Consider the following 21,202-nt stretch of genomic DNA (forward strand, 5'->3'; position numbering starts at 1 on the left):
AACATACCATAATTTTCGTTTGGATTTTATGGGGCATGAGAATAGTTTTCTCGGTATAATAGTCCCATAGAAGATAAGGAGGCATGAATATGCAGATGTATTTTGGAGATGTGTCGCTTTGCTATAGCTATTCATTGGTAATGGCGCTGGATGCCTATGGTTATGACTTTAAAGCAGAGTTCTTAGAGGCAATCATGGCGATGGGCAATGGCGCTAGTATCGTAAAGGAAGATGACCAGCACCCTCTAGTATTTTTTGATAATGGAATGCCAGATATTTCCATCTCCCATTCCTTAAAAATACTTGGGTTTGACTATGAGGATTTCTATCTAAAAGATGGAGCAGAAGTAGATTTGGAAGAGGTTAAAGGAAAGTTGGAAACGTTTCTGTCCAATGGACCTGTCGTACTGGGACCTCTTGATATGGGGCATCTGACCTACAATCCCAATCACACAATCTTTTATGGTGTGGATCACTTCGTAACCGTGTATGGCATTGATCATCAGCACCTCTATTTGCATGATCCAGCTGGTTTTGCCTGCATGAAGGTTGCTTTTAATGACATATTAGAAGCCTGGAAGGCAGAGACTATTGACTATAAGCGTGGATCTTACTCCATGTGGGGAAATTTTAAGAAGGTCAAGAGTCCTAGTCAGACTGAAATCTATCAGGAAACAGCAAAGATAATAAAGACCCGATATCTGAACGGTCAAAGCGGTGTTTTGGAATTCTATGCAAAAGCAGTTACTGAAAACGGCTTAAATACCGAGCAAAAACAATTGCATCAGTATTTCAGCTTTAAACTTGCAGCTGTTCGAAATCTCTATCTCAGTAAATTCTTAAAAGCGTATGATCCAGAAGGGGCAAGATTAAAAGAGGAATTGGCATCTCTATTTGGCCAAGCCCATCTTTCATGTTTAAAAGAAGATTACCAAGAACTATCCCACTTGCTCTATCAGATAGCAGAAGTGGATGGTCGCTTTAGAGATTTATATGTAAAGTAGTGACTATAAGCATAAAAAAATAGTTAGTAAAAGCAGTTGTTCGTAAAATGAAGAACTGCTTTTTGATTATGGTATAATGAAGTAAGAAAATAGCTTATTCTACTTGAAAATGAAGGGAGAACTCCTATGCCTAGACCAAAAACAAAAGAGGAGCTGGTGCTAGCCTCCAAGGAAAACTATGAAAAGCTCAATCACTTTATATCTAAATTAAGTGAAGAGGAGCTACAGACTCCTTTTGATTTTTCAAAAGACCAAAAGAAAAAAGAAGCTCACTGGAAAAGAGATAAAAATCTACGGGATATCCTGATCCATCTCTATGAATGGCAGCAGTTACTTTTGACTTGGGTAGATTCTAATCAAAAGGGTCATGAAAGACCTTTTCTTCCCGAACCTTATAATTGGAAAACTTATGGGGAAATGAATGTCGCTTTTTGGAAGAAGCACCAGAGAACGTCCTTAGAAGAAGCGACTAGACTACTAGAGCAATCGCATAAAGAGATTTTAGAGTTGATGGAAGGATTCAGCAATGACCAACTCTTTACCAAAGGTATCTATAAGTGGACGGGTGGGACAAGTCTAGGCTCCTACTTTGTCAGTAGCACTTCCAGTCACTATGATTGGGCTATTAAAAAACTCAAAGCTCATCAGAAAAATTGTAAGAAACGTTAATTGAAGTGCTCATGAGGTTTAGAAAATGTTCTTCTAAGTTTCGAATAGCTTCATTCTCGTGATTTTTGAGCCATTCTAGCTTTAGAATCCTTTAAAAATCAAATTTTAAGGCTATCATAAACTTAGAATAGGTCTAAAACATTTATTTTATAGGAATTCTAGGTTTAGAATTGCATGGATATCTATGAAGTTAGGGTATTCGATAGATAGGATTGTTCTATTTTGAAAGATTTAGGTTGTCAATTGTATAGAATAGTATTATTTTATGTTAGATTCCAGTAAAAATGATTTGATAGATAATATTAAAGAAAAATCAAAATCATAATTTTGTTTAATATGGTATAATATCTCTAATAATTTAAACATAATGAGGTAGTAATTTATGGATGAAGTTTTATTTTTTGACGAAAATGACTTCGATATTCTTGATATTGACGGTTATGAACTAAAACCCTCAGCGTTTTTTAATAAGTTACCAGAAATAGCCCAACCATTAGTCAAAAATGCAAGTAAAATCTTATCTGAAGTAGAAAAAATGTTATATTCTGCTCCAACCTTTATCAATGTTGTCCAATCTAGTATACCTGAAGAGGTTTTTCAGGCAATTCTTTCTTCAGAACAACGAGAAGCAATTGCTCAAGGTGTGTTAAAATTAATGACCAAGAAAGATGGCTCTCTCTTGGCGGTATTAGTAGATACCAATACTAATAAAGTCATTGGAAATGTACCATTGAAATCTGTTAAATTGACACCAGAATTAAATAAAGCCTTAGCCGACTATTCGTCGCAAATTCAAATGGCACAGATTGCAGAAGAGATTCAAAATGTACAATTTGCTATTGAGGACGTTAGAAAAGGACAGGAGTCAGATAGACTTGCAATAGCCTATAGTTGTCAACAGAAACTTTTGCAGGCTAGAGAGATATCAAATCCAAACATTAGAACAATGATGTTACTGCAAGTTATTTCAGATGCAGAGGATAGTCGAAATCTCTTAATGCTTAGTCAAAAATCAAATGTAAATTTTATCAAGGAACAACCAGATTCTACTTGGGGTAAGTTATTCAAAGGTGATAAACCAGATAAAATTGAAGCTCGTATGAATGAGATTAGAGATGGATTAGCAGCCGTAAATATCGTTTCACTATCAGCGGCAATAGCTTATAATGAGTTGGGCGAGAAACAGGCTGCTCAAAAAAGTTTGGATTACTTTGGGAAATTTATTAACGAAACTTATCTCAGTTCTCAAGAATTAGTAGAGAGACTTGATTTACTTGATCCTTCTCCTACAAATTACTGGACAAAAGAATTGCCAAAAATTGAAACTTCTATAATGAAATTGCCAAATAAACTAGATTCTATTGAGACAGAGGTGTTAGAATGAACGAAATAAAAAAATGCAAGACATGTACTAGGGATTTACCATCAAGTTATAAACGCAATAAGTGTGAATCGTGTAGAAACAAAAAAATATATGGAGCAAAAAAAGATACTTAAAGTTGTTGAACAAGTTGGAGTTGTTGTTGCTCCAGTTGTAGCTGGCATGTTGTTGAATAAAACTAAGAATAAGAAGAAATAACCTAATCTATTGATTACCTAGAAAGGAAAACTCTCAAATTGCCCTACAAATTTCTACTCTTCGACCTCGACCACACCTTGCTTGATTTTGATGCTGCTGAGGATGTGGCTTTGACGCAACTTCTAAAGGAAGAAGGAGTTGCGGATATTCAAGCCTATAAAGACTATTACATTCCTATGAACAAGGCTCTCTGGAAAGACTTGGAGCAAAAGAAAATCAGTAAACAAGAACTGGTTAACACGCGCTTTTCTCGTTTATTTGCTCATTTTGGACTGGAGAAAGAAGGTAGTTTTCTTGCCCAGCGTTACCAATTTTATCTCGCTCAACAGGGACAAACTTTTTCAGGTGCTCATGAACTCTTGGACAGTCTCATCGAACGAGATTATGACTTGTATGCTGCGACAAATGGGATTACTGCCATCCAGACAGGACGTCTGGCTCAATCTGGTCTGGCTCCCTATTTCAACCAAGTTTTTATCTCCGAACAGTTACAAACACAAAAACCTGATGCACTATTCTATGAAAAAATCGGTCAGCAGATTGCAGGATTTAGCAAAGAAAAGACGCTGATGATTGGAGATTCCCTAACTGCTGACATTCAAGGTGGTAATAATGCTGGAATTGACACTATCTGGTACAACCCTCATCACCTCGAAAATCACACACAAGCCCAGCCGACCTATGAAGTTCATTCTTACCAAGACTTGCTGGATTGTTTGGATAAACTGTAAAAAGTGGTTTAGATAGCCACTTTTTGCTATAATAGAAGCAGTAAAAACGAAGGAGCTGGCGATGCAACACTCATCTTGGCATGCTTTGATTAAGGAGCAATTACCTGAGGGTTATTTCGGGAAAATCAATCAGTTTATGGATCAGGTCTATGCTCAGGGAACTGTTTATCCACCTAAGGAAAAAGTTTTTCAGGCTCTCTTGACTACACCACTTGAAGAAGTGAAGGTGGTGATTCTAGGGCAAGACCCCTATCACGGGCCAGGTCAGGCGCAGGGCTTGAGTTTTTCTGTACCTGACTCAATCCCAGCTCCGCCGTCCTTGCAAAACATTTTAAAAGAATTGTCAGATGACATCGGAGCTAAGAAGTCCCATGATTTAACGTCTTGGGCTGAGCAAGGAGTCTTACTTCTCAATGCTTGCTTGACGGTTCCTGCTGGGCAGGCCAATGGTCATGCTGGGCAGATATGGGAGCCATTTACAGATGCTGTGATTCGGGTTGTCAATCATCTAGACAGACCTGTAGTCTTTGTACTCTGGGGCGCTTATGCACGCAAGAAGAAGTCCTTGGTTACCAATCCACACCACTTGATTATCGAATCAGCCCATCCTAGTCCTTTATCGGTTTATAGAGGATTTTGGGGTTCCAAGCCTTTTTCCAAGGCCAATGCATTCTTAAAAGAGACAGGACAAGAGCCAATCGATTGGCTTAGATAAGGAGAGAATATGCCTCAGTTAGCGACGATTTGCTACATTGATAACGGAAAAGAACTGCTCATGCTGCATCGCAATAAGAAGCCTAATGATGTCCATGAAGGCAAATGGATTGGTGTGGGTGGTAAGCTAGAGCGAGGGGAGACACCTCAAGAATGCGCTGCGCGTGAAATCCTCGAAGAGACAGGCCTGAAAGCCAAGCCAGTTCTAAAAGGCATTATCACTTTCCCTGAATTTACGCCAGATTTAGACTGGTACACCTATGTTTTTAAGGTGACAGAGTTTGAAGGTGAGTTGATTGACTGCAATGAGGGGACGCTAGAATGGGTTCCATATGATGAAGTTTTGAGCAAGCCAACTTGGGAGGGTGACCACACCTTTGTTGAGTGGCTTTTAGAAGATAAACCCTTCTTTTCAGCCAAGTTTGTTTATGATGGGGACAAATTATTGGATACCCAAGTTGATTTCTATGAATAAAGGAGAAAGCAGATGCTACTTATCAAAAATGGTCGTGTAATGGATCCCAAGTCTGGTTTGGATCAAGTGTGTGATGTTTTAGTGCAAGATGGGAAAATTGTCAAAATAGCTGCCGAAATCAAGGAAGAAGGAGCAGAGCTAATTGATGCTACTGGTCTTGTAGTTGCGCCTGGACTAGTCGATATCCATGTTCATTTCCGTGAACCTGGTCAGACCCACAAGGAGGATATCCATACTGGTTCTCTAGCAGCCGCTGCAGGTGGTTTTACAACGGTTGTCATGATGGCTAATACCAATCCAACCATCTCAGACGTAGAGACTTTGCAAGAAGTTCTCCAGTCTGCTGCCAAGGAAAAGATTAACGTCAAAACGGTTGCAACTATTACCAAGAACTTTAATGGTAAAGACTTGACTGACTTTAAGGCGCTTTTAGAAGCAGGTGCGGTTGGTTTCTCAGATGACGGTATCCCGCTTGAAAGCAGCAAAGTTCTCAAAGAAGCCTTGGAAACTGCTAAAAAACTTGGTACCTTTGTTTGTCTACACGAGGAAGATCCCGGCTTGAACGGCATTCTTGGCTTTAACGAAAACATCGCTAAAGACCACTTCAAGATCTGTGGTGCGACAGGGGTAGCAGAATACGCTATGATTGCGCGTGATGTCATGATTGCCTATGCAACTAAGGCCCATGTTCACATCCAGCATTTGTCTAAGGAAGAAAGTGTCAAGGTAGTGGAATTCGCTCAAGGTTTGGGAGCACAAGTCACAGCAGAAGTAGCGCCACAGCATTTCTCTAAGACTGAAGCACTCCTCTTGACACAAGGAAGCAATGCCAAAATGAATCCGCCGCTTCGTTTGGAATCAGACCGTCGTGCTGTTATCGAAGGTCTCAAGTCAGGTGTTATCACAGTTATCGCGACTGATCACGCGCCTCACCATGCAGATGAGAAAAATGTAGAAGATATCACCAAAGCGCCATCTGGTATGACAGGTTTGGAAACCTCTCTTTCTCTTGGTTTGACTTATTTGGTGGAAGCTGGTGAACTAAGCTTGATGGAATTACTAGAAAAAATGACTGTCAATCCAGCCAAACTTTACAACTTTAAAGCAGGCTACTTGGCTGAAAATGGTCCAGCGGATATCACTATCTTTGATGACAAGGCTGATCGGACTGTTGGTCCAAACTTCGCTTCAAAATCAGCTAATTCTCCATTTATCGGGGAAACTTTAAAAGGGCAGGTCAAGTATACTATCTGTAAAGGACAAATCGTCTACCAAAACTAGATGGGACTCTGCTCTATAAACTATAAGAATAGAGAGCGTATATGTATCCAACCCATCAATTTAAAGATAAGTTTGTCTTATTTCTTAAGATATTTTTTCCTATCCTAATTTATCAGTTTGCCAATTATTCTGCCTCTTTTGTTGATACAACCATGACTGGGCAGTACAATACTATGGACTTGGCTGGTGTATCGACTGCAACGAGTCTATGGAATCCTTTCTTTACTTTTTTAACAGGGATTGTTTCGGCCATGGTTCCCATCATAGGCCATCATCTGGGACGGGGCAAAAAGGAAGAAGTGGCATCTGATTTTTACCAATTCATCTATTTAGCTTTCGGACTGTCTTTGCTCTTGCTTGGCATGGTAGTATTCTTAGCACCGCCTGTCTTAAATCATATCGGACTAGAATCTCAGGTGGCGGTGGTTGCAGTTTCTTATCTTTGGTACCTGTCTATCGGGATTATTCCCTTGTTGCTTTTTAGTGTCATTCGCTCTTTGTTGGATTCTCTTGGATTGACCAAGCTATCTATGTACCTCATGCTTTTGTTACTTCCGCTCAATAGTGGTTTTAACTATCTTTTGATTTATGGAGCCCTTGGTTTTCCTGAGCTTGGTGGTGCAGGAGCAGGGCTAGGAACTTCGCTAGCCTATTGGGTTTTGTTGGGGATTTCTCTTCTTGTTTTGTTCAAACAGGAAAGGTTAAAAGCGCTACATCTTGAAAAACGGATTCCACTCAATATAGACAAAATCAAGGAAGGTGTTCGATTAGGTCTACCAATCGGAGGAACCGTATTTGCTGAAGTAGCTATTTTCTCCGTGGTGGGACTAATCATGGCTAAGTTTTCATCGCTCATCATCGCAAGTCATCAGTCAGCTATGAACTTTTCGAGTCTCATGTACGCTTTTCCCATGAGTATTTCCTCTGCTATGGCAATTGTTGTGTCTTACGAGGTGGGGGCTAAACGTTTTGAGGATGCAAAAATCTATGCTCGTCTGGGGAGGGTAACCGCCCTTATTTTTGCAGGTCTTACCCTGTCTTTTCTCTACATTTTTAGAGATCGTGTAGCAAGTTTATATGGAAATGACCCTCAGTTCATTGAAACAACTGCTGTTTTCCTGACCTACAGTCTCTTTTTCCAGTTAGCTGATACCTTTGCGGCTCCGCTCCAAGGAATTTTAAGAGGGTATAAGGACACTATCGTTCCTTTCTATCTTGGCCTAATCGGATATTGGGGAGTAGCGATACCTCTAGGATATCTACTAGATCAGGCAACTGACTTAGGGGCATATGCCTACTGGATTGGGTTAATTGCCAGCTTGATTGTTTCTGGTTGTTTGTATCAATGGCGTTTGAAATCCATAATGAAAAGGTTGAGCTAATTTTTAGAAAATATCCTGAAAAATAACTTTGTGAAAAAATACTCTAACTAAAGAAAATTCCTGTTAAAACGGGGATTTATTTTTTTACCTTGTGAAATTTTATCGGTCATATACTTTGACAGTGCTTTCTAAAAACGGTAAAATAATAAAGTAAGAACAAAGTTAGAAAGGCAAGAAGATGTCAACTTTAGATAAAAATCTTTTGCTAGAAATGTTCCGTAAGATGGAAGAAATCCGTCGTATGGACTTAAAAATTGCACAATTAGTGAAAAAGGGGAAAGTTCCCGGTATGACTCACTTTTCTGTTGGTGAAGAAGCAGCCAACGTGGGGGCTATGTTAGCTCTCAACCCAGATGATCTGATTACCTCAAACCACCGTGGTCATGGACAGGCTATTGCCAAAGGGATTGACCTTAACGGAATGATGGCTGAAATCCTTGGAAAATACACTGGAACCTGTAAAGGAAAAGGTGGTTCTATGCACATCGCTGACCTGAATGCTGGGAACCTCGGTGCCAATGGTATCGTAGGTGGTGGTATGGGAATCGCTGTTGGCGCAGCTCTCAGTCAGCAAATGCAAAACACTGGAAAAATCGTCGTCTGCTTCTTTGGAGATGGTGCGACTAATGAAGGCGTCTTCCACGAAGCAGTCAACATGGCTTCTATTTGGAAACTTCCTGTTATTTTCTACTGCATTAACAACGGTTATGGGATTTCTGCGGATATCAAGAAAATGACCAATGTGGAACATATCCATCAACGTAGCGCTGCTTATGGAATTCCTGGAATGTTTATCGAAGATGGAAACAATGTCATCGATGTCTATGAAGGATTTAAGAAAGCCGTAGACCATGTTCGTGCTGGTAATGGCCCAGTCTTGATCGAAAGTGTAACCTATCGCTGGCTTGGCCACTCATCATCTGACCCTGGTAAATATCGTACCCGTGAAGAAGTGGAATTGTGGAAACAAAAAGACCCAATCGAAAACCTTCGTAACTACCTCGTTGAGAACAACATTGCGAGTGCCGAAGAATTGGAAGAAATCCAAGCGCAAGTCAAGGAAGCAGTAGAAGCTTCTGTTAAATTTGCGGAAGAAAGCCCATTCCCACCACTAGAATCAGCATTTGAAGATATTTACGCAGACTAAGGAGAAAGAGATAAAATGGAAACAAAAACAATGTCGTTCCGTGACACCATTATCCTTGCTATGTCTGAGGAAATGCGTCGCGATGAAAATGTATTCTTGATGGGAGAAGACGTCGGTGTCTTCGGAGGAGACTTCGGTACTTCTGTTGGAATGCTCGAAGAATTTGGCCCAGAACGTGTTCGTGACTGTCCGATTTCTGAAGCTGCCATCTCGGGAGCAGCAGCAGGAGCAGCTATGACGGGACTTCGCCCAATCGTTGATATGACCTTCATGGACTTCTCGGTCATTGCCATGGACAATATCGTCAACCAAGCTGCTAAAACACGTTATATGTTTGGTGGGAAAGGTCAGGTTCCAATGACTGTCCGATGTGCAGCTGGTAACGGAGTTGGTTCTGCAGCTCAGCACTCTCAGTCTCTAGAGTCTTGGTTTACACACATCCCTGGTCTCAAGGTTGTAGCTCCAGGTACACCTGCTGACATGAAAGGACTGCTCAAGTCTTCTATCCGTGATAACAACCCAGTTATCATCCTTGAATACAAGTCAGAATTTAACCAAAAAGGGGAAGTGCCAGTTGATCCAGACTACACAATCCCACTTGGAGTTGGCGAAATCAAACGTGAAGGTACAGATGTAACAGTCGTTACTTATGGAAAAATGCTTCGCCGTGTGGTTCAAGCTGCTGAAGAATTAGCTGAAGAAGGAATTTCAGTTGAAATTGTGGACCCACGTACCCTCGTTCCACTTGATAAGGATATCATCATTAACTCAGTGAAGAAGACTGGTAAGGTGGTGCTTGTCAACGACGCTCACAAAACAAGTGGCTATATCGGGGAGATTTCAGCAATTATTTCAGAGTCAGAAGCATTTGACTATCTAGATGCACCAATCCGCCGTTGCGCCGGAGAAGATGTGCCAATGCCTTACGCACAAAATCTAGAAAATGCAATGATTCCAACAGTTGAAAGCATCAAAGATGCAATCCGAAAAACTTACAACAAAGAATAATACTGCATAAATTAAATTATGTAATATTCTAGAGATTTTTAATTTTAATAACTTGAAATATGTTTTGTATCCAAGTTATATATAAAGTTGAGACATGAGTGAGTCGAATCGATAATATTCGACGAATGAATTAGTAAGTCTACTAGGTTGGCCGCCTAATAGCGGCAACCGTAGTAACTTGAGACATGTTTCGTGTCCAAGTTACTTGTAGAGTTGAATACGGGCTAAAAGCTCGGAAAAAAGATAAATCTCCTTGACTTCATCGAAGTCTGCGTTGATTTCCTATTTTTCGGTCGCTTTTAAACGCCCTTTGTATCATAATTAGAATTGGAGAGGTCATGGCTGATGACAAGCTAAGAGCGACTCCTGCGGCTAGAAAGTTAGCGGATGATCTAGGGATCAACCTCTACGACGTTTCTGGCTCAGGTGCAAACGGTCGTGTCCACAAAGAAGACGTGGAAACTTATAAAGACACAAATGTGGTTCGCATTTCGCCACTTGCAAAACGAATTGCCCTCGAACATAACATTGCTTGGCAGGAAATCCAAGGAACGGGTCATCGTGGTAAGATTATGAAGAAGGACGTTTTGGCCTTGCTTCCTGAAAATATCGAAAACGACACCATCAAGTCTCCTGCTCAAATCGAAAAAGTGGAAGAGGTTCCAGACAATATCACTCCTTATGGTGAGATTGAGCGTATTCCAATGACACCAATGCGTAAGGTTATCGCTCAACGTATGGTTGAATCCTACCTAACTGCGCCAACCTTCACACTCAACTATGAAGTTGATATGACTGAAATGCTGGCCCTTCGTAAGAAGGTTCTTGATCCGATTATGGAAGCGACTGGTAAGAAGACTACTGTAACAGACCTTCTATCACTCGCTGTTGTGAAAACATTGATGAAACACCCATACATCAACGCTTCATTGACAGAAGATGGCAAGACCATTATCACTCATAACTATGTCAACCTTGCGATGGCGGTTGGTATGGATAATGGATTGATGACACCAGTTGTTTACAATGCTGAAAAAATGAGCTTGTCAGAGTTGGTTGTTGCCTTTAAGGATGTAATTGGTCGTACCTTGGATGGTAAATTGGCTCCAAGCGAACTGCAAAATTCAACCTTCACAATCAGTAACTTGGGAATGTTTGGCGTTCAGTCCTTTGGTCCTATTATTAACCAACCAAACTCAGCAATCCTCGGGGTGAGCTCAACAGTAGAGAAACCTGTAGTTGTCAATGGTGAGATTGTCATTCGCCCTATCATGAGCCTAGGATTAACCATTGACCACCGTGTTGTAGATGGTATGGCTGGTGCTAAGTTTATGAAAGACTTGAAAGCCTTAATTGAGAACCCAATCTCAATGTTGGTTTAAAAATACAGTATTTATTTTTAGAGATATAGATAAAGGAAGTAAGACATGGCCTTAGAAGTAATTATGCCAAAAGCCGGCGTGGATATGACAGAAGGACAAATCGTCCAATGGAATAAGAAAGTCGGAGAATTTGTAAAAGAAGGAGAAATCCTTTTGGAAATCATGACTGACAAAGTCAGCATGGAATTGGAAGCCGAAGAAGATGGATACTTGATTGCCATCCTCAAAGGAGATGGTGAAACTGTTCCAGTAACTGAAGTTATCGGTTACCTTGGGGAAGAAGGGGAAAATATCCCAACAACTGGAGCGGCTGCGCCAGAATCAAAACCTGCACCTGCAGCTAGTGCTTCAAACGACGATGGTAAGAGCGATGATGCCTTTGATATCGTTGTGATTGGTGGGGGTCCTGCTGGTTATGTTGCAGCCATTAAAGCTGCCCAACTTGGTGGTAAAGTTGCCCTTGTTGAGAAATCTGAACTCGGTGGAACCTGCTTGAACCGTGGCTGTATCCCAACTAAGACCTACCTTCACAACGCTGAAATCATCGAAAATATCGGTCATGCAGCAAATCGTGGTATCGTCATCGAAAATCCAAACTTCACTGTAGATATGGACAAACTCCTTGAAACTAAGTCTAAGGTTGTCAATACCTTGGTAGGCGGTGTTGCGGGTCTTCTTCGTAGCTACGGAGTTACTGTTCATAAGGGTGTTGGTACGATCACTAAAGACAAGAATGTCTTGGTAAATGGTTCTGAATTGCTTGAAACCAAGAAAATTATCCTTGCCGGTGGTTCAAAAGTCAGCAAGATTAACGTTCCTGGTATGGAATCTCCACTTGTCATGACCAGTGATGACATTCTTGAAATGAACGAAGTTCCAGAGAGCCTCGTAATCATCGGTGGTGGCGTTGTCGGTATTGAACTCGGTCAAGCCTTCATGACATTTGGTTCAAAAGTGACTGTTATTGAAATGATGGACCGTATCGTTCCAGCTATGGATGCGGAAGTTTCTAAGAATCTTCGCTTGATTTTGGAACGCAAAGGTATGACTATCTTAACAGGTACAAAATTGCAAGAAATCATCGAAGAAAATGGTCAACTTCGTATCAAGGTTGAAGGAAAAGACGATATCATCGCAAGCAAAGCTCTTCTTTCAATCGGTCGTGTACCAGACCTTGAAGGAATTGGTGATGTTGAGTTTGAATTGGATCGTGGACGTATCAAGGTCAACGAATACATGGAAACTTCTGTTCCTGGAATCTACGCACCAGGTGACATCAACGGTACGAAGATGTTGGCCCACGCAGCCTTCCGCATGGGTGAAATTGCTGCTGAAAATGCCCTCAAAGGAAATCATGCTGTTGCCAAATTGAACTTGACTCCTGCAGCCATCTATACTCTTCCTGAAGTAGCAGCAGTAGGTTTGACTGAAGAACAAGCTCGTGAGAAATACGATATAGCCATCGGTAAATTCAACTTTGCTGCTAACGGTCGTGCCATTGCATCAGATGCGGCTCAAGGTTTCGTAAAAGTCATTGCAGATAAAAAATACGGGGAAATCCTTGGTGTACACATCATCGGTCCTGCAGCTGCAGAATTGATCAACGAAGCGTCAAGCATTATCGAAATGGAAATCACTGTTGAAGAAATGTTGAAGACTATCCACGGACACCCAACTTACTCTGAAGTGATGTACGAAGCATTTGCGGATGTTCTAGGAATGGCCATCCATTCACCTAAGAAAAAATAAATAAGTTTTTCAACTAAATTTTCTTAAAGTAGTACGGACGGCAGCGACCTCTATTAGAGTTCCATGTCTAAAAATTGAGCCTCTTCCTCTTGTCTCAATTTTTTCCGAGAAATGTAACGATAACACGTTACATTTCTTTTTACCACTTTAGAAAATTTGATTGCTATGAACAGATTTTAAAAACTAAATTTTTGGAAACACTATGAAATATATTATCAATCATTCAAACGACACTGCTTTTAATATCGCCTTGGAAGAATATGCCTTTAAACACTTACTAGATGAGGATCAAATCTTCCTTCTTTGGATTAACAAACCTTCTATCATTGTTGGTCGTCACCAGAACACTATCGAAGAAATTAACCGTGATTATGTTCGAGAAAATGGTATTGAGGTAGTCCGTCGTATCAGTGGTGGTGGAGCTGTTTACCACGATCTAAACAACCTCAACTACACCATTATTTCAAAAGAAGATGAAAACAAGGCCTTTGACTTCAAGAGCTTCTCAACTCCAGTTATCAATACCTTAGCTCAACTCGGTGTTAAAGCTGAATTTACAGGGCGTAATGACCTTGAGATTGATGGAAAAAAATTCTGTGGCAATGCCCAAGCCTATATCAATGGGCGTATCATGCACCACGGTTGCTTGTTATTTGACGTTGATTTATCAGTCCTTGCTAACGCCCTCAAGGTTTCAAAAGATAAATTTGAATCAAAAGGTGTGAAATCCGTTCGTGCCCGTGTAACCAATATTGTTAATGAATTACCAGAAAAAATCACAGTTGAAGAATTCCGTGATTTGCTATTGGAATACATGAAAAAAGAGTACCCAGAAATGTCTGAATACGTTTTTTCTGAGGAAGAATTGGCTGAAATCAACCATATCAAGGAGACCAAGTTCGGTACTTGGGACTGGAACTACGGTAAATCACCTGAATTTAACGTCCGTCGTGGAACAAAATTCACTAGTGGTAAGGTTGAAGTTTTTGCCAACGTCATTGAATCAAAAATCCAAGATATCAAGATTTACGGTGACTTCTTTGGTATCGAGGACGTTGCAGCTGTAGAAGATGTCCTTCGTGGAGTGAAATACGAACGTGAAGATGTCCTTAAAGCTTTAGAAACTATTGACATCACACGCTACTTTGCTGGTATTAGTCGTGAAGAAATCGCTGAAGCAGTAGTAGAATAAATCAAAAAGAAGTTGCTTGTTTTAGCAGCTTCTTTTTATGAGCGATATTTTACATAAATAATTTTATGTATTTTATAAGCTATCCAAAGCATTCTTTTGTTCATCATTGACGATATGGGTATAGAGGTCAGTGACTTGCGTGCTGGCATGTCCTAGCTGATGGCTGACCAAAACTTGAGATTTAGTCGCATCATAGAGCCTAGTTGCCAGAGTATGGCGTAGTTTATGGGGAGTTACACGCACTTTGAAGTCCTCAGAGTACTTAGCAACCATTTTCTCAACGCTGGAAGCATCGATACGATTGGGAACACCACGATATAAGGTCAGAAAGAGAGCTGTATCTGTCTTTTCCGTCTTATAGCGTTGATTTCGAATGGCTAGATAATTCTCTAGGTAAGGCTTAGCAAAGGCTGCGACATTGACAGAATCACGTTTCCCCCCTTTTCGAGTGACATCAATGACCATCATTTTTAGATTAAGGTCTCTTAGATCCAGATTAACAGCTTCAGATAGGCGGACACCAGACGCCAAGAGAAGGGCAATAATGGCTAAATCACGTTCTTTATTCTTATTAAATGACGAGAGAGCGCGATTTGAGAGCTGTTGTGGGTACTCCTGGTCGATATAAGTTAGAAAACCTTCAGTTTCATCACCTAGAAAGAGTTTTTGCTTGATATTTTCAGCTCTGGCAGCAAGAGTTTCTTTCTTTTTCTTGGTTGAAACTTTCTTCATTACATTACGATAGAAATAAGGCTCACCCTGTTCGTTTTCAACCTCCTCGGTCAAATACTTGTAAAGACTGGAAAGTGCTGACAAGGTCCGATTGATGGTCGTCTGAGAGACACCTTGCTTGGTTGTATTAGCATTCAGCAAAGGTCGTTCTCGTAGGTATAGGATAAAGGATTCCATGTCTTTTTTAGACATATTTTCCAAGACCGATAAAGGAATGTCGGACATTTTATCAACATTTGAAATACCAGACTCCAAAACCCAGCTAAAAAATCGATCGTATTCCTTGAGGTATTCGTACAAGGTTGTAAAACTGTAGGGAACAGCAAGCTTTGATTGGTAGTATTCCAGAACATACCAAGGCATGATTTGTTTTAGTTTGTCGATTCGTTCCAGTAAAATCTCACGTTTCATGCATTTTCTCCATAATTAAGTCTACCAGTAGTATAGCATAGACTTATATATTTTTCAAGAAAATTATAGTTTTTCGGAAAGATGTTATAGGAGCTTTTAAAGAAAGGGATAAAATAGAAAAAAAGACTCAGATCTATGAAATACAGACCTAAGTCTTTTTTCTATTGTGAATCATTATCTAGTGCTTTTTCTAGTTTCCAAATACTAAACCAGAATGAAATAGTCAGCAGAATAAGGAAAATAAAAAAGAGATTATCAGTAACGAAACTTCTGTTCATTCTACATAACTGAAGAGCTATATAAGGAGCTATGAGATACAAAATACATTGTATAATTGCTATTGTTTTCTTTTTCATGATTTCAATCTTACTGTACAGATTCGATACAGTAAACTCCTTTCTAGCTTTATGGTTTATCATTTCTAACTTAATTGTAGTCTTATTTTTACCAAAGTTCAATTATTTGTATGTGAAATATCTTATCTGCAAAAAATAACCGATCTCATTACTGAGAATCGGCTTTCTAATGTGTTTAATCAAAATCCTTACATAATATAAATTATGTAAATCAACCCTACAACAACAAATCTTTGACTTTCCCAATTTCACTTTTTGGAATCACCAGGTGAATCATATCACCCAGATACATTCTGGTTGAACCGTGAACTGTTTGGCTTTTGCCATTATGTACTTGGGTAGTGATGAGTACGTTATGTGGCAAATTTAGTTCGTGAACCTGTTTTCCAGCGATTTTATCTGATACAGGGATTTCAATGAGGGTGACTTCTCCTTCGTCTGTTGCTTCTTCTGGCAGCATTTTTTCTAGCATGGCCTCATAGACTGGCGCACCTTTAAGTAAATCCATGATGATATAGGCAACTAGGGTTACCAATCCAAGTGGCATGAGGTTGCGAATATCTCCAACCATCTCAGTTACGAGGATCATGGCAGTTAAGGGAGCCTTGGAAATTGCCCCAAAGTAGCCACTCATTCCCAGAATGACAAATATAGGGAATTGTTCCTGACTGACAAGCCCAAGATTGACACAAATGACACCAACTAGGGCACCAAGTAAGGAACCTAGCGCCAGAATTGGTAGGAAAATTCCTCCTGGGAGGCCACTTCCATAGCTAATCATGCTCCAAACAAAACGGATCAAAAAGTAAGCTAATAGAACTTGGAAACTAAAATCTTGCTCAGTCAAAGAAAGAACGACCTGATTTCCACCACCGAGAATTTGAGGTAAGAAAATCCCGACTGGTATGATAAGGATAAAGGATAGGATTGGAAAATAAGCTTTATCCAAATGAATTTTTTGACCAATCCAGTCATAAATTCGACCAACATTGAGTACAGCCTTCTCATAGAGAAAACCAGAGAGCCCGAGAAAAACTCCCATAAGGAGGTAAATCCAATACTGGTCTAGGGTCATGAGAGGAATGTTGTCTGGCATATCCAGTACGGGTGTTAAGCCAAATATGAGCAGAGAAACAAAGTTTGCTACGAGACTGGCTGCTAGAGTTGAGACCCAGAAAAAGCGTGAAAAATGATGATAGACTTCCTCTACAACAAAGAGGAGACCTGCGATTGGTGCATTAAAGGCAGCGGCTAAACCTGCAGCAGCTCCACTGGCGATCAGGGAACGTTCCTCTACTGGACTAGATTTGAGCCACTTGGCAATACCTTTACCACCGACCGCTCCAAGTTGAATACTTGGCCCTTCTCGTCCTAACATAAGTCCACTGGCAATTGCAAGAATACCTAAAATATATTTTTTCCAGAGAATGCCCCACCAGTTGAGAGTCATGAGACCTTTTAGTTCAGCTTCGACTTGAGGGATTCCAGAACCCTTGATGTCTTTTTCCGATCGAGTTAATTTCGCACTGAGCCAGCTAACAATTAAATAAAATAGACCAATGATAAAAAGATTGCGCACCAGGTGCGCTTGATCTTGATAGAGTCCTTGTATCAGGTGGAAGCCTTTTTCGATTGAAAACCGAAAGGATCCGACGATTAGTCCGACGACGAGACCGACAATGACCCCTCGTCCAACTTGGGATAATATTGTGCTTGAGGCGAAGGCAAATTCCTTCTTGGAGCGGAGTATCTCTGACTGTTCCTCCATAATCATTCATTCCTTCTAACTTAAACTTTCTTTCTCTTCTGCAACCAATGATTTAACGGGTTCAAAACTGGTTCGGTGAATTGGGGTGACACCTAGTTTCTTGAGTCCGTCTAGATGTTTAGCTGTTCCATATCCTGCATTAGCCGTGAAGTCATAGCCGGGGTATTGATTATCATAGTCCTTCATAATATTATCCCGTGTCACCTTGGCCACTATAGATGCGGCTGCGATTGAGAGGGAGTTGGCATCTCCTTTGATAATGGAGGTTTGTGAAATTGGTAACTCCAGTTTCATGGCATCTATCAAGAGGTGCTTAGGCTGCGGACTGAGCTGGGAGATTGCTTCTTTCATGGCCAGTTTGGTCGCTTCATAGATATTGACTTGGTCAATGATGTGATTATCCATGATACCAATTCCGATTGCCAAGGCTTGATCTTGAACAGCATGATAAATTTCCAAATGTTTCTTTTTAGGGATCTTCTTGCTATCGTTGAGGCCTCTAATCTTACAATTTTTTGGTAAAATAACGGCTGCAGCAACTACAGGTCCAGCCAGAGGACCACGGCCGACCTCGTCAACACCTGCTATTAAGGTCACTCCTTGTTTATAAAGCTCTTTTTCATAGGAAAGCATGGATTCCAAACGAAGATCCTCATCCAGTTCAGCCTGGATGGCTTTTTTACGCTTGCTGATTTCCTTTTGAACTCCAGAACGAGTATCCTTTTCGAATTCCAGAAAAAGAGGATTGTCTAATTCTTTGACAGTCGCAAGAAGTCCTTTGATTTCTTTAATCGTCGTCATCGATGTCGTCCAATGTATCTAAGGTATAGTTACCAAGTTTGCCATCACGAACTTCCTTCACGAAGAGACTGTAAAAGCGGTCGTAATCATCTCGGAAACCGAGAGCACGTGTCATATCCATGATGATAACAGGTGCTTCTTCTTCAATTTTCATTTGTTTGAAGCGTTCAGCTAGCTTTTCTGGATAATGTTTTTTGAAATAATTGAGACCAAAAATGGTCACCTCATCCATAGGAAGCAACTGGTCTTTGATAGCACCTGTTAGGGCTAGTTTGAGAGCGACAGTTTCATCTTCGAACTTAGGCCAGAGAATTCCTGGTGTATCCAAGATTTCCAGGTCTTTATTGGTTTTAAGCCATTGTTGCCCCTTGGTCACACCTGGTTTGTTGCCGACAACTGCGATTTTCTTACCAGCCAAGCGGTTCATAAGAGTTGACTTGCCGGCATTTGGAATTCCGATAATCATGGTCCGCAGGGTTTCGATCTTGATACCACGTTCTTTCTGGCGTGCAATCTTATCAGCCATGAGCTTTTTAGCGGCATCTGTCACAACTTTTACAGTCACTTGCTCTTTGGAGTTGATAGCCAGAGTTTGGATTCCCTGTGATTCAAAGTACTGGCGCCATTCTTTGGTCATTGCGGGGTCAGCAAGATCTGCCTTATTCAAAATCAAAAGCTTTGGTTTATCGCCAACAATCTTGTTTAACATAGGATTTTGACTAGATAGAGGTAAGCGAGCATCCACCAAAATCGTCACAAAATCAACAAATTTTAGATTCTCCTGAACTTGTCGCCGAGCCTTAGACATGTGGCCCGGGAACCATTGAATTGTAGCCATAAATTTCCCTTTCCGACTGAAAAACGTAGTAAAAACGTTTTCTTTCCTACCATCTATTCTATCATAAATTAGGAACTTTTGCACAGGCTTTGACCACAATAAATGACAAATAGTATAGGTCCGACACATCCTTGATACCATTCACGATTTACTTGACTTTTTTTGCTTTCAAGTATATACTTAGTGTATACTAAATCGTGGAGGTAGAGCAATGAATACAGTAAAGACTCGGAAGGTGGGGAATTCGCTCACTGTGACCATTCCTAAAAATTTGGGTATGTCAGAAGGTCAAGAAATGGTTGTCTACAAAGGGATTGACGGAGTCATTGTCTTAGCTCCAAAACTAAAAGATCCTTTTGATGGGATTACTGATTTGAGAATGACAAATGATTTTGAAGGGGTAAGGTCACTTGGTAACGAAATCTGACTATATTCCTGAAAAGCAGGATATCATTTGGCTGGACTTTGATCCATCAGTTGGTCGGGAGATTCAGAAAAGGCGACCTGCCTTGGTTGTTTCTAGGAGAGAATACGCTTTGCAAACTGGTTTTGTAGCTGTCTGTCCCATCACTCATGGCCAACAACGTTTGGCAGAAAAAGGCTTGCTCGTTCCTGTCTCGTCGGACAAGGTAGATGGTGCTGTCAATCCATTTCAACTATATACCTTTGATTTTCGGATGCGAAATGCTCAAAAAATAACAAGAATGGACACGCAGTGTTTTCAGAAAGTCGTCCAACTTTACCAGTACATCTTTGGAGATACATAAATCCTACCATGCATAGACAAGGTAGGATTTTTTCTATATGAGTAACCTATCTAAAAACGGGTGAAGGCAATTTGTCAAAATCCCTCTAATCCAGCTTTCTTGTGCTGATGATAGATGTTCTTCCTGAAGGCATTCTTTTAGAAAATCGCGGACTTGTTCTGGTGCAATTTCAAACTCAAAGGCTTTCATCTTGTAGAAAAAGTCGATGAGATGCTCAGATAAGTACTCATCTGAAAAGGGTACTTCTCCACTTTTTCGATATTCTAATAAGAGTCTAGAAAATCTGGCTTTTTCATCAGGTAAATCCCGAAAATAGGAATTAAGAAGCCAAGTCTGCTTCTGCTTTCGTTCAATCGGATCTTGATTTGCAATTCTCTGATCCTTTTCCAGCTCTTTCTGGTTTTGTTTAGCCTTGATAGCCCGTTCTTCTCTATTTTTTCCAAAGAGGATTTTCTCCCATTTTCGTTCTTCTAGGGTTAGGGTTTCTGTAAAGCCAAAGTAATCTTGGTAGGCTCGTTCTGCAGGTCCCATGGCAAGAATGAGCTTGTCAGCGTATTGCTTGGCGATTTTATCTCTCTTCTTGCGTTCTTTCTCTGCTTGAATTCGTAAATGCTGCTCGTAGTCGATTTTCTCCTTGCCTAGTTTGACAAGGTAGAGTTGATCATCGGTCTTACCAAGTAGAAAAGGTTTGATACACTTTTCCAGCACTTCTTCCATACGAGCCTTCTTCTTTGGCTCTGCCTTGGTCCAACTTCCGCCTTGAAAGACCTCTAGGAAGAGCTGATAGTCTCTCTCGGGCGCGAATTGATTGCCACGATTGGCTTTGAAAACACCTTTCTCCCAAAACCATTTTAGAAGTCGTTCGTCAAAATCGCTTTTATTAACCTTGATTTTTTCCTTTTTCTGAGCCTTTCTGGTTAGATTCTCAAGTTTTCTGAAAAGCTTGTCTTCCTCTTCGAGTTGCTGGTCTAAAGTCAGTCGATGAAAATGGCGAACACAGTCGCTTCCTATAGGAAAGAGACGTTGGCCTGTAACTCCGTTAAAGAGTTCGTAGGCGTATTTTATGGCGTTCCCGCAAACACAATTACTACGGCCAATGCCATTAAAGATCAAGGAAACTTCATTCCATTCCTTGGTAGCTTGATCCCAAGTATCGGCTTTTGAAGCCTGTAAAACCGCATCGTGCAGGGATTTTCTAACTGGAAGTGCCATGAGG

Annotated in this window: 21 protein-coding genes; 16 read left to right on the forward strand and 5 right to left on the reverse strand. The window is 40.6% G+C overall.

The features are described from left to right. Window positions 1-89: 89 nt before the first annotated feature. The 14 genes from HMPREF1149_RS02995 to HMPREF1149_RS03055 all read left to right on the forward strand — a co-directional run bounded on the left by HMPREF1149_RS02995 (window position 90) and on the right by HMPREF1149_RS03055 (window position 14,313). Window positions 90-1,004 carry a hypothetical protein gene (locus HMPREF1149_RS02995; protein WP_001178531.1) on the forward strand — a complete coding sequence of 305 codons (915 nt, stop codon included), beginning with the start codon at window positions 90-92 and terminating at the stop codon, window positions 1,002-1,004. A 126-nt stretch (window positions 1,005-1,130) separates the two neighbouring features. Next, window positions 1,131-1,673 (forward strand): ClbS/DfsB family four-helix bundle protein, encoded by a 543-nt coding sequence (locus HMPREF1149_RS03000; RefSeq protein WP_001137894.1) that lies wholly within the window; start codon window positions 1,131-1,133, stop codon window positions 1,671-1,673. A gap of 382 nt (window positions 1,674-2,055) precedes the next feature. After that, window positions 2,056-3,057 (forward strand): hypothetical protein, encoded by a 1,002-nt coding sequence (locus tag HMPREF1149_RS03005; protein WP_000344675.1) that lies wholly within the window; start codon window positions 2,056-2,058, stop codon window positions 3,055-3,057. Between the two features lie 63 nt (window positions 3,058-3,120). Continuing rightward, window positions 3,121-3,252, forward strand: coding sequence for a hypothetical protein (locus tag HMPREF1149_RS11620; RefSeq protein ID WP_267472357.1), 132 nt, complete (start codon window positions 3,121-3,123; stop codon window positions 3,250-3,252). A gap of 38 nt (window positions 3,253-3,290) precedes the next feature. Next, complete coding sequence (locus HMPREF1149_RS03010) at window positions 3,291-3,983, forward strand: YjjG family noncanonical pyrimidine nucleotidase (protein ID WP_001146397.1); 693 nt, start codon at window positions 3,291-3,293, stop codon at window positions 3,981-3,983. A gap of 61 nt (window positions 3,984-4,044) precedes the next feature. Then, the gene (locus HMPREF1149_RS03015) at window positions 4,045-4,698 is read left to right on the forward strand and encodes a uracil-DNA glycosylase (protein WP_001164846.1); all 654 of its coding nucleotides are present in this window, start codon (window positions 4,045-4,047) and stop codon (window positions 4,696-4,698) included. Between the two features lie 9 nt (window positions 4,699-4,707). Further along, window positions 4,708-5,172, forward strand: a complete 465-nt coding sequence (locus tag HMPREF1149_RS03020; protein WP_001135763.1) for an NUDIX hydrolase — start codon at window positions 4,708-4,710, stop codon at window positions 5,170-5,172. A 12-nt stretch (window positions 5,173-5,184) separates the two neighbouring features. Further along, window positions 5,185-6,453 carry a dihydroorotase gene (locus tag HMPREF1149_RS03025; RefSeq protein WP_000924513.1) on the forward strand — a complete coding sequence of 423 codons (1,269 nt, stop codon included), beginning with the start codon at window positions 5,185-5,187 and terminating at the stop codon, window positions 6,451-6,453. 41 nt (window positions 6,454-6,494) lie between these two features. Continuing rightward, window positions 6,495-7,835, forward strand: coding sequence for an MATE family efflux transporter (locus HMPREF1149_RS03030; protein WP_000283617.1), 1,341 nt, complete (start codon window positions 6,495-6,497; stop codon window positions 7,833-7,835). Between the two features lie 178 nt (window positions 7,836-8,013). Next, complete coding sequence (locus tag HMPREF1149_RS03035) at window positions 8,014-8,982, forward strand: thiamine pyrophosphate-dependent dehydrogenase E1 component subunit alpha (RefSeq protein WP_000105375.1); 969 nt, start codon at window positions 8,014-8,016, stop codon at window positions 8,980-8,982. Window positions 8,983-8,997: 15 nt separating this feature from the next. After that, the gene (locus HMPREF1149_RS03040; protein ID WP_000448714.1) at window positions 8,998-9,990 is read left to right on the forward strand and encodes an alpha-ketoacid dehydrogenase subunit beta; all 993 of its coding nucleotides are present in this window, start codon (window positions 8,998-9,000) and stop codon (window positions 9,988-9,990) included. Between the two features lie 338 nt (window positions 9,991-10,328). Further along, window positions 10,329-11,372 carry a dihydrolipoamide acetyltransferase gene (locus HMPREF1149_RS03045; RefSeq protein WP_000752714.1) on the forward strand — a complete coding sequence of 348 codons (1,044 nt, stop codon included), beginning with the start codon at window positions 10,329-10,331 and terminating at the stop codon, window positions 11,370-11,372. A 45-nt stretch (window positions 11,373-11,417) separates the two neighbouring features. Beyond that, a complete protein-coding gene (gene lpdA / locus HMPREF1149_RS03050; RefSeq protein ID WP_001162903.1) occupies window positions 11,418-13,121 on the forward strand; it encodes a dihydrolipoyl dehydrogenase in 1,704 nt (567 codons plus the stop codon). Between the two features lie 202 nt (window positions 13,122-13,323). Next, the gene (locus tag HMPREF1149_RS03055) at window positions 13,324-14,313 is read left to right on the forward strand and encodes a lipoate--protein ligase (protein WP_000873997.1); all 990 of its coding nucleotides are present in this window, start codon (window positions 13,324-13,326) and stop codon (window positions 14,311-14,313) included. A gap of 72 nt (window positions 14,314-14,385) precedes the next feature. Here the strand turns inward: HMPREF1149_RS03055 and xerS are convergent, their stop codons facing one another. The 4 genes from xerS to ylqF form a co-directional block, all read right to left on the reverse strand. Then, the gene (gene xerS / locus HMPREF1149_RS03060; RefSeq protein WP_000817872.1) at window positions 14,386-15,456 is read right to left on the reverse strand and encodes a tyrosine recombinase XerS; all 1,071 of its coding nucleotides are present in this window, start codon (window positions 15,454-15,456) and stop codon (window positions 14,386-14,388) included. Between the two features lie 573 nt (window positions 15,457-16,029). After that, a complete protein-coding gene (locus HMPREF1149_RS03070) occupies window positions 16,030-17,580 on the reverse strand; it encodes a ClC family H(+)/Cl(-) exchange transporter (RefSeq protein ID WP_000392529.1) in 1,551 nt (516 codons plus the stop codon). A gap of 15 nt (window positions 17,581-17,595) precedes the next feature. Then, window positions 17,596-18,381 (reverse strand): ribonuclease HII, encoded by a 786-nt coding sequence (locus tag HMPREF1149_RS03075; RefSeq protein ID WP_000207526.1) that lies wholly within the window; start codon window positions 18,379-18,381, stop codon window positions 17,596-17,598. Continuing rightward, window positions 18,368-19,219: a ribosome biogenesis GTPase YlqF gene (ylqF, locus tag HMPREF1149_RS03080; RefSeq protein ID WP_000201289.1), complete on the reverse strand. Its 852-nt coding sequence runs from the start codon at window positions 19,217-19,219 to the stop codon at window positions 18,368-18,370. The genes HMPREF1149_RS03075 and ylqF overlap by 14 nt, the downstream gene beginning before the upstream one ends. A gap of 211 nt (window positions 19,220-19,430) precedes the next feature. Between ylqF and mazE the strand changes: the two genes are divergently transcribed. Together mazE and HMPREF1149_RS03090 are read left to right on the forward strand one after the other, a co-directional pair. Further along, entirely contained in the window at window positions 19,431-19,646 is a 216-nt protein-coding gene (gene mazE, locus HMPREF1149_RS03085; protein ID WP_001098935.1) for a type II toxin-antitoxin system PemI/MazE family antitoxin, read from the forward strand. Continuing rightward, window positions 19,630-19,986, forward strand: a complete 357-nt coding sequence (locus HMPREF1149_RS03090; RefSeq protein WP_000256778.1) for a type II toxin-antitoxin system PemK/MazF family toxin — start codon at window positions 19,630-19,632, stop codon at window positions 19,984-19,986. The genes mazE and HMPREF1149_RS03090 overlap by 17 nt, the downstream gene beginning before the upstream one ends. A 33-nt stretch (window positions 19,987-20,019) precedes the next feature. Here HMPREF1149_RS03090 and HMPREF1149_RS03095 read toward each other — a convergent pair whose 3' ends face one another. Further along, a complete protein-coding gene (locus HMPREF1149_RS03095) occupies window positions 20,020-21,198 on the reverse strand; it encodes a hypothetical protein (RefSeq protein ID WP_001207724.1) in 1,179 nt (392 codons plus the stop codon). Between the last annotated feature and the right edge of the window lie 4 nt (window positions 21,199-21,202).

It is taken from the genome of Streptococcus sp. BS35b, from assembly GCF_000286475.1.
Taxonomy (GTDB): Bacteria; Bacillota; Bacilli; order Lactobacillales; family Streptococcaceae; genus Streptococcus; species Streptococcus oralis_W.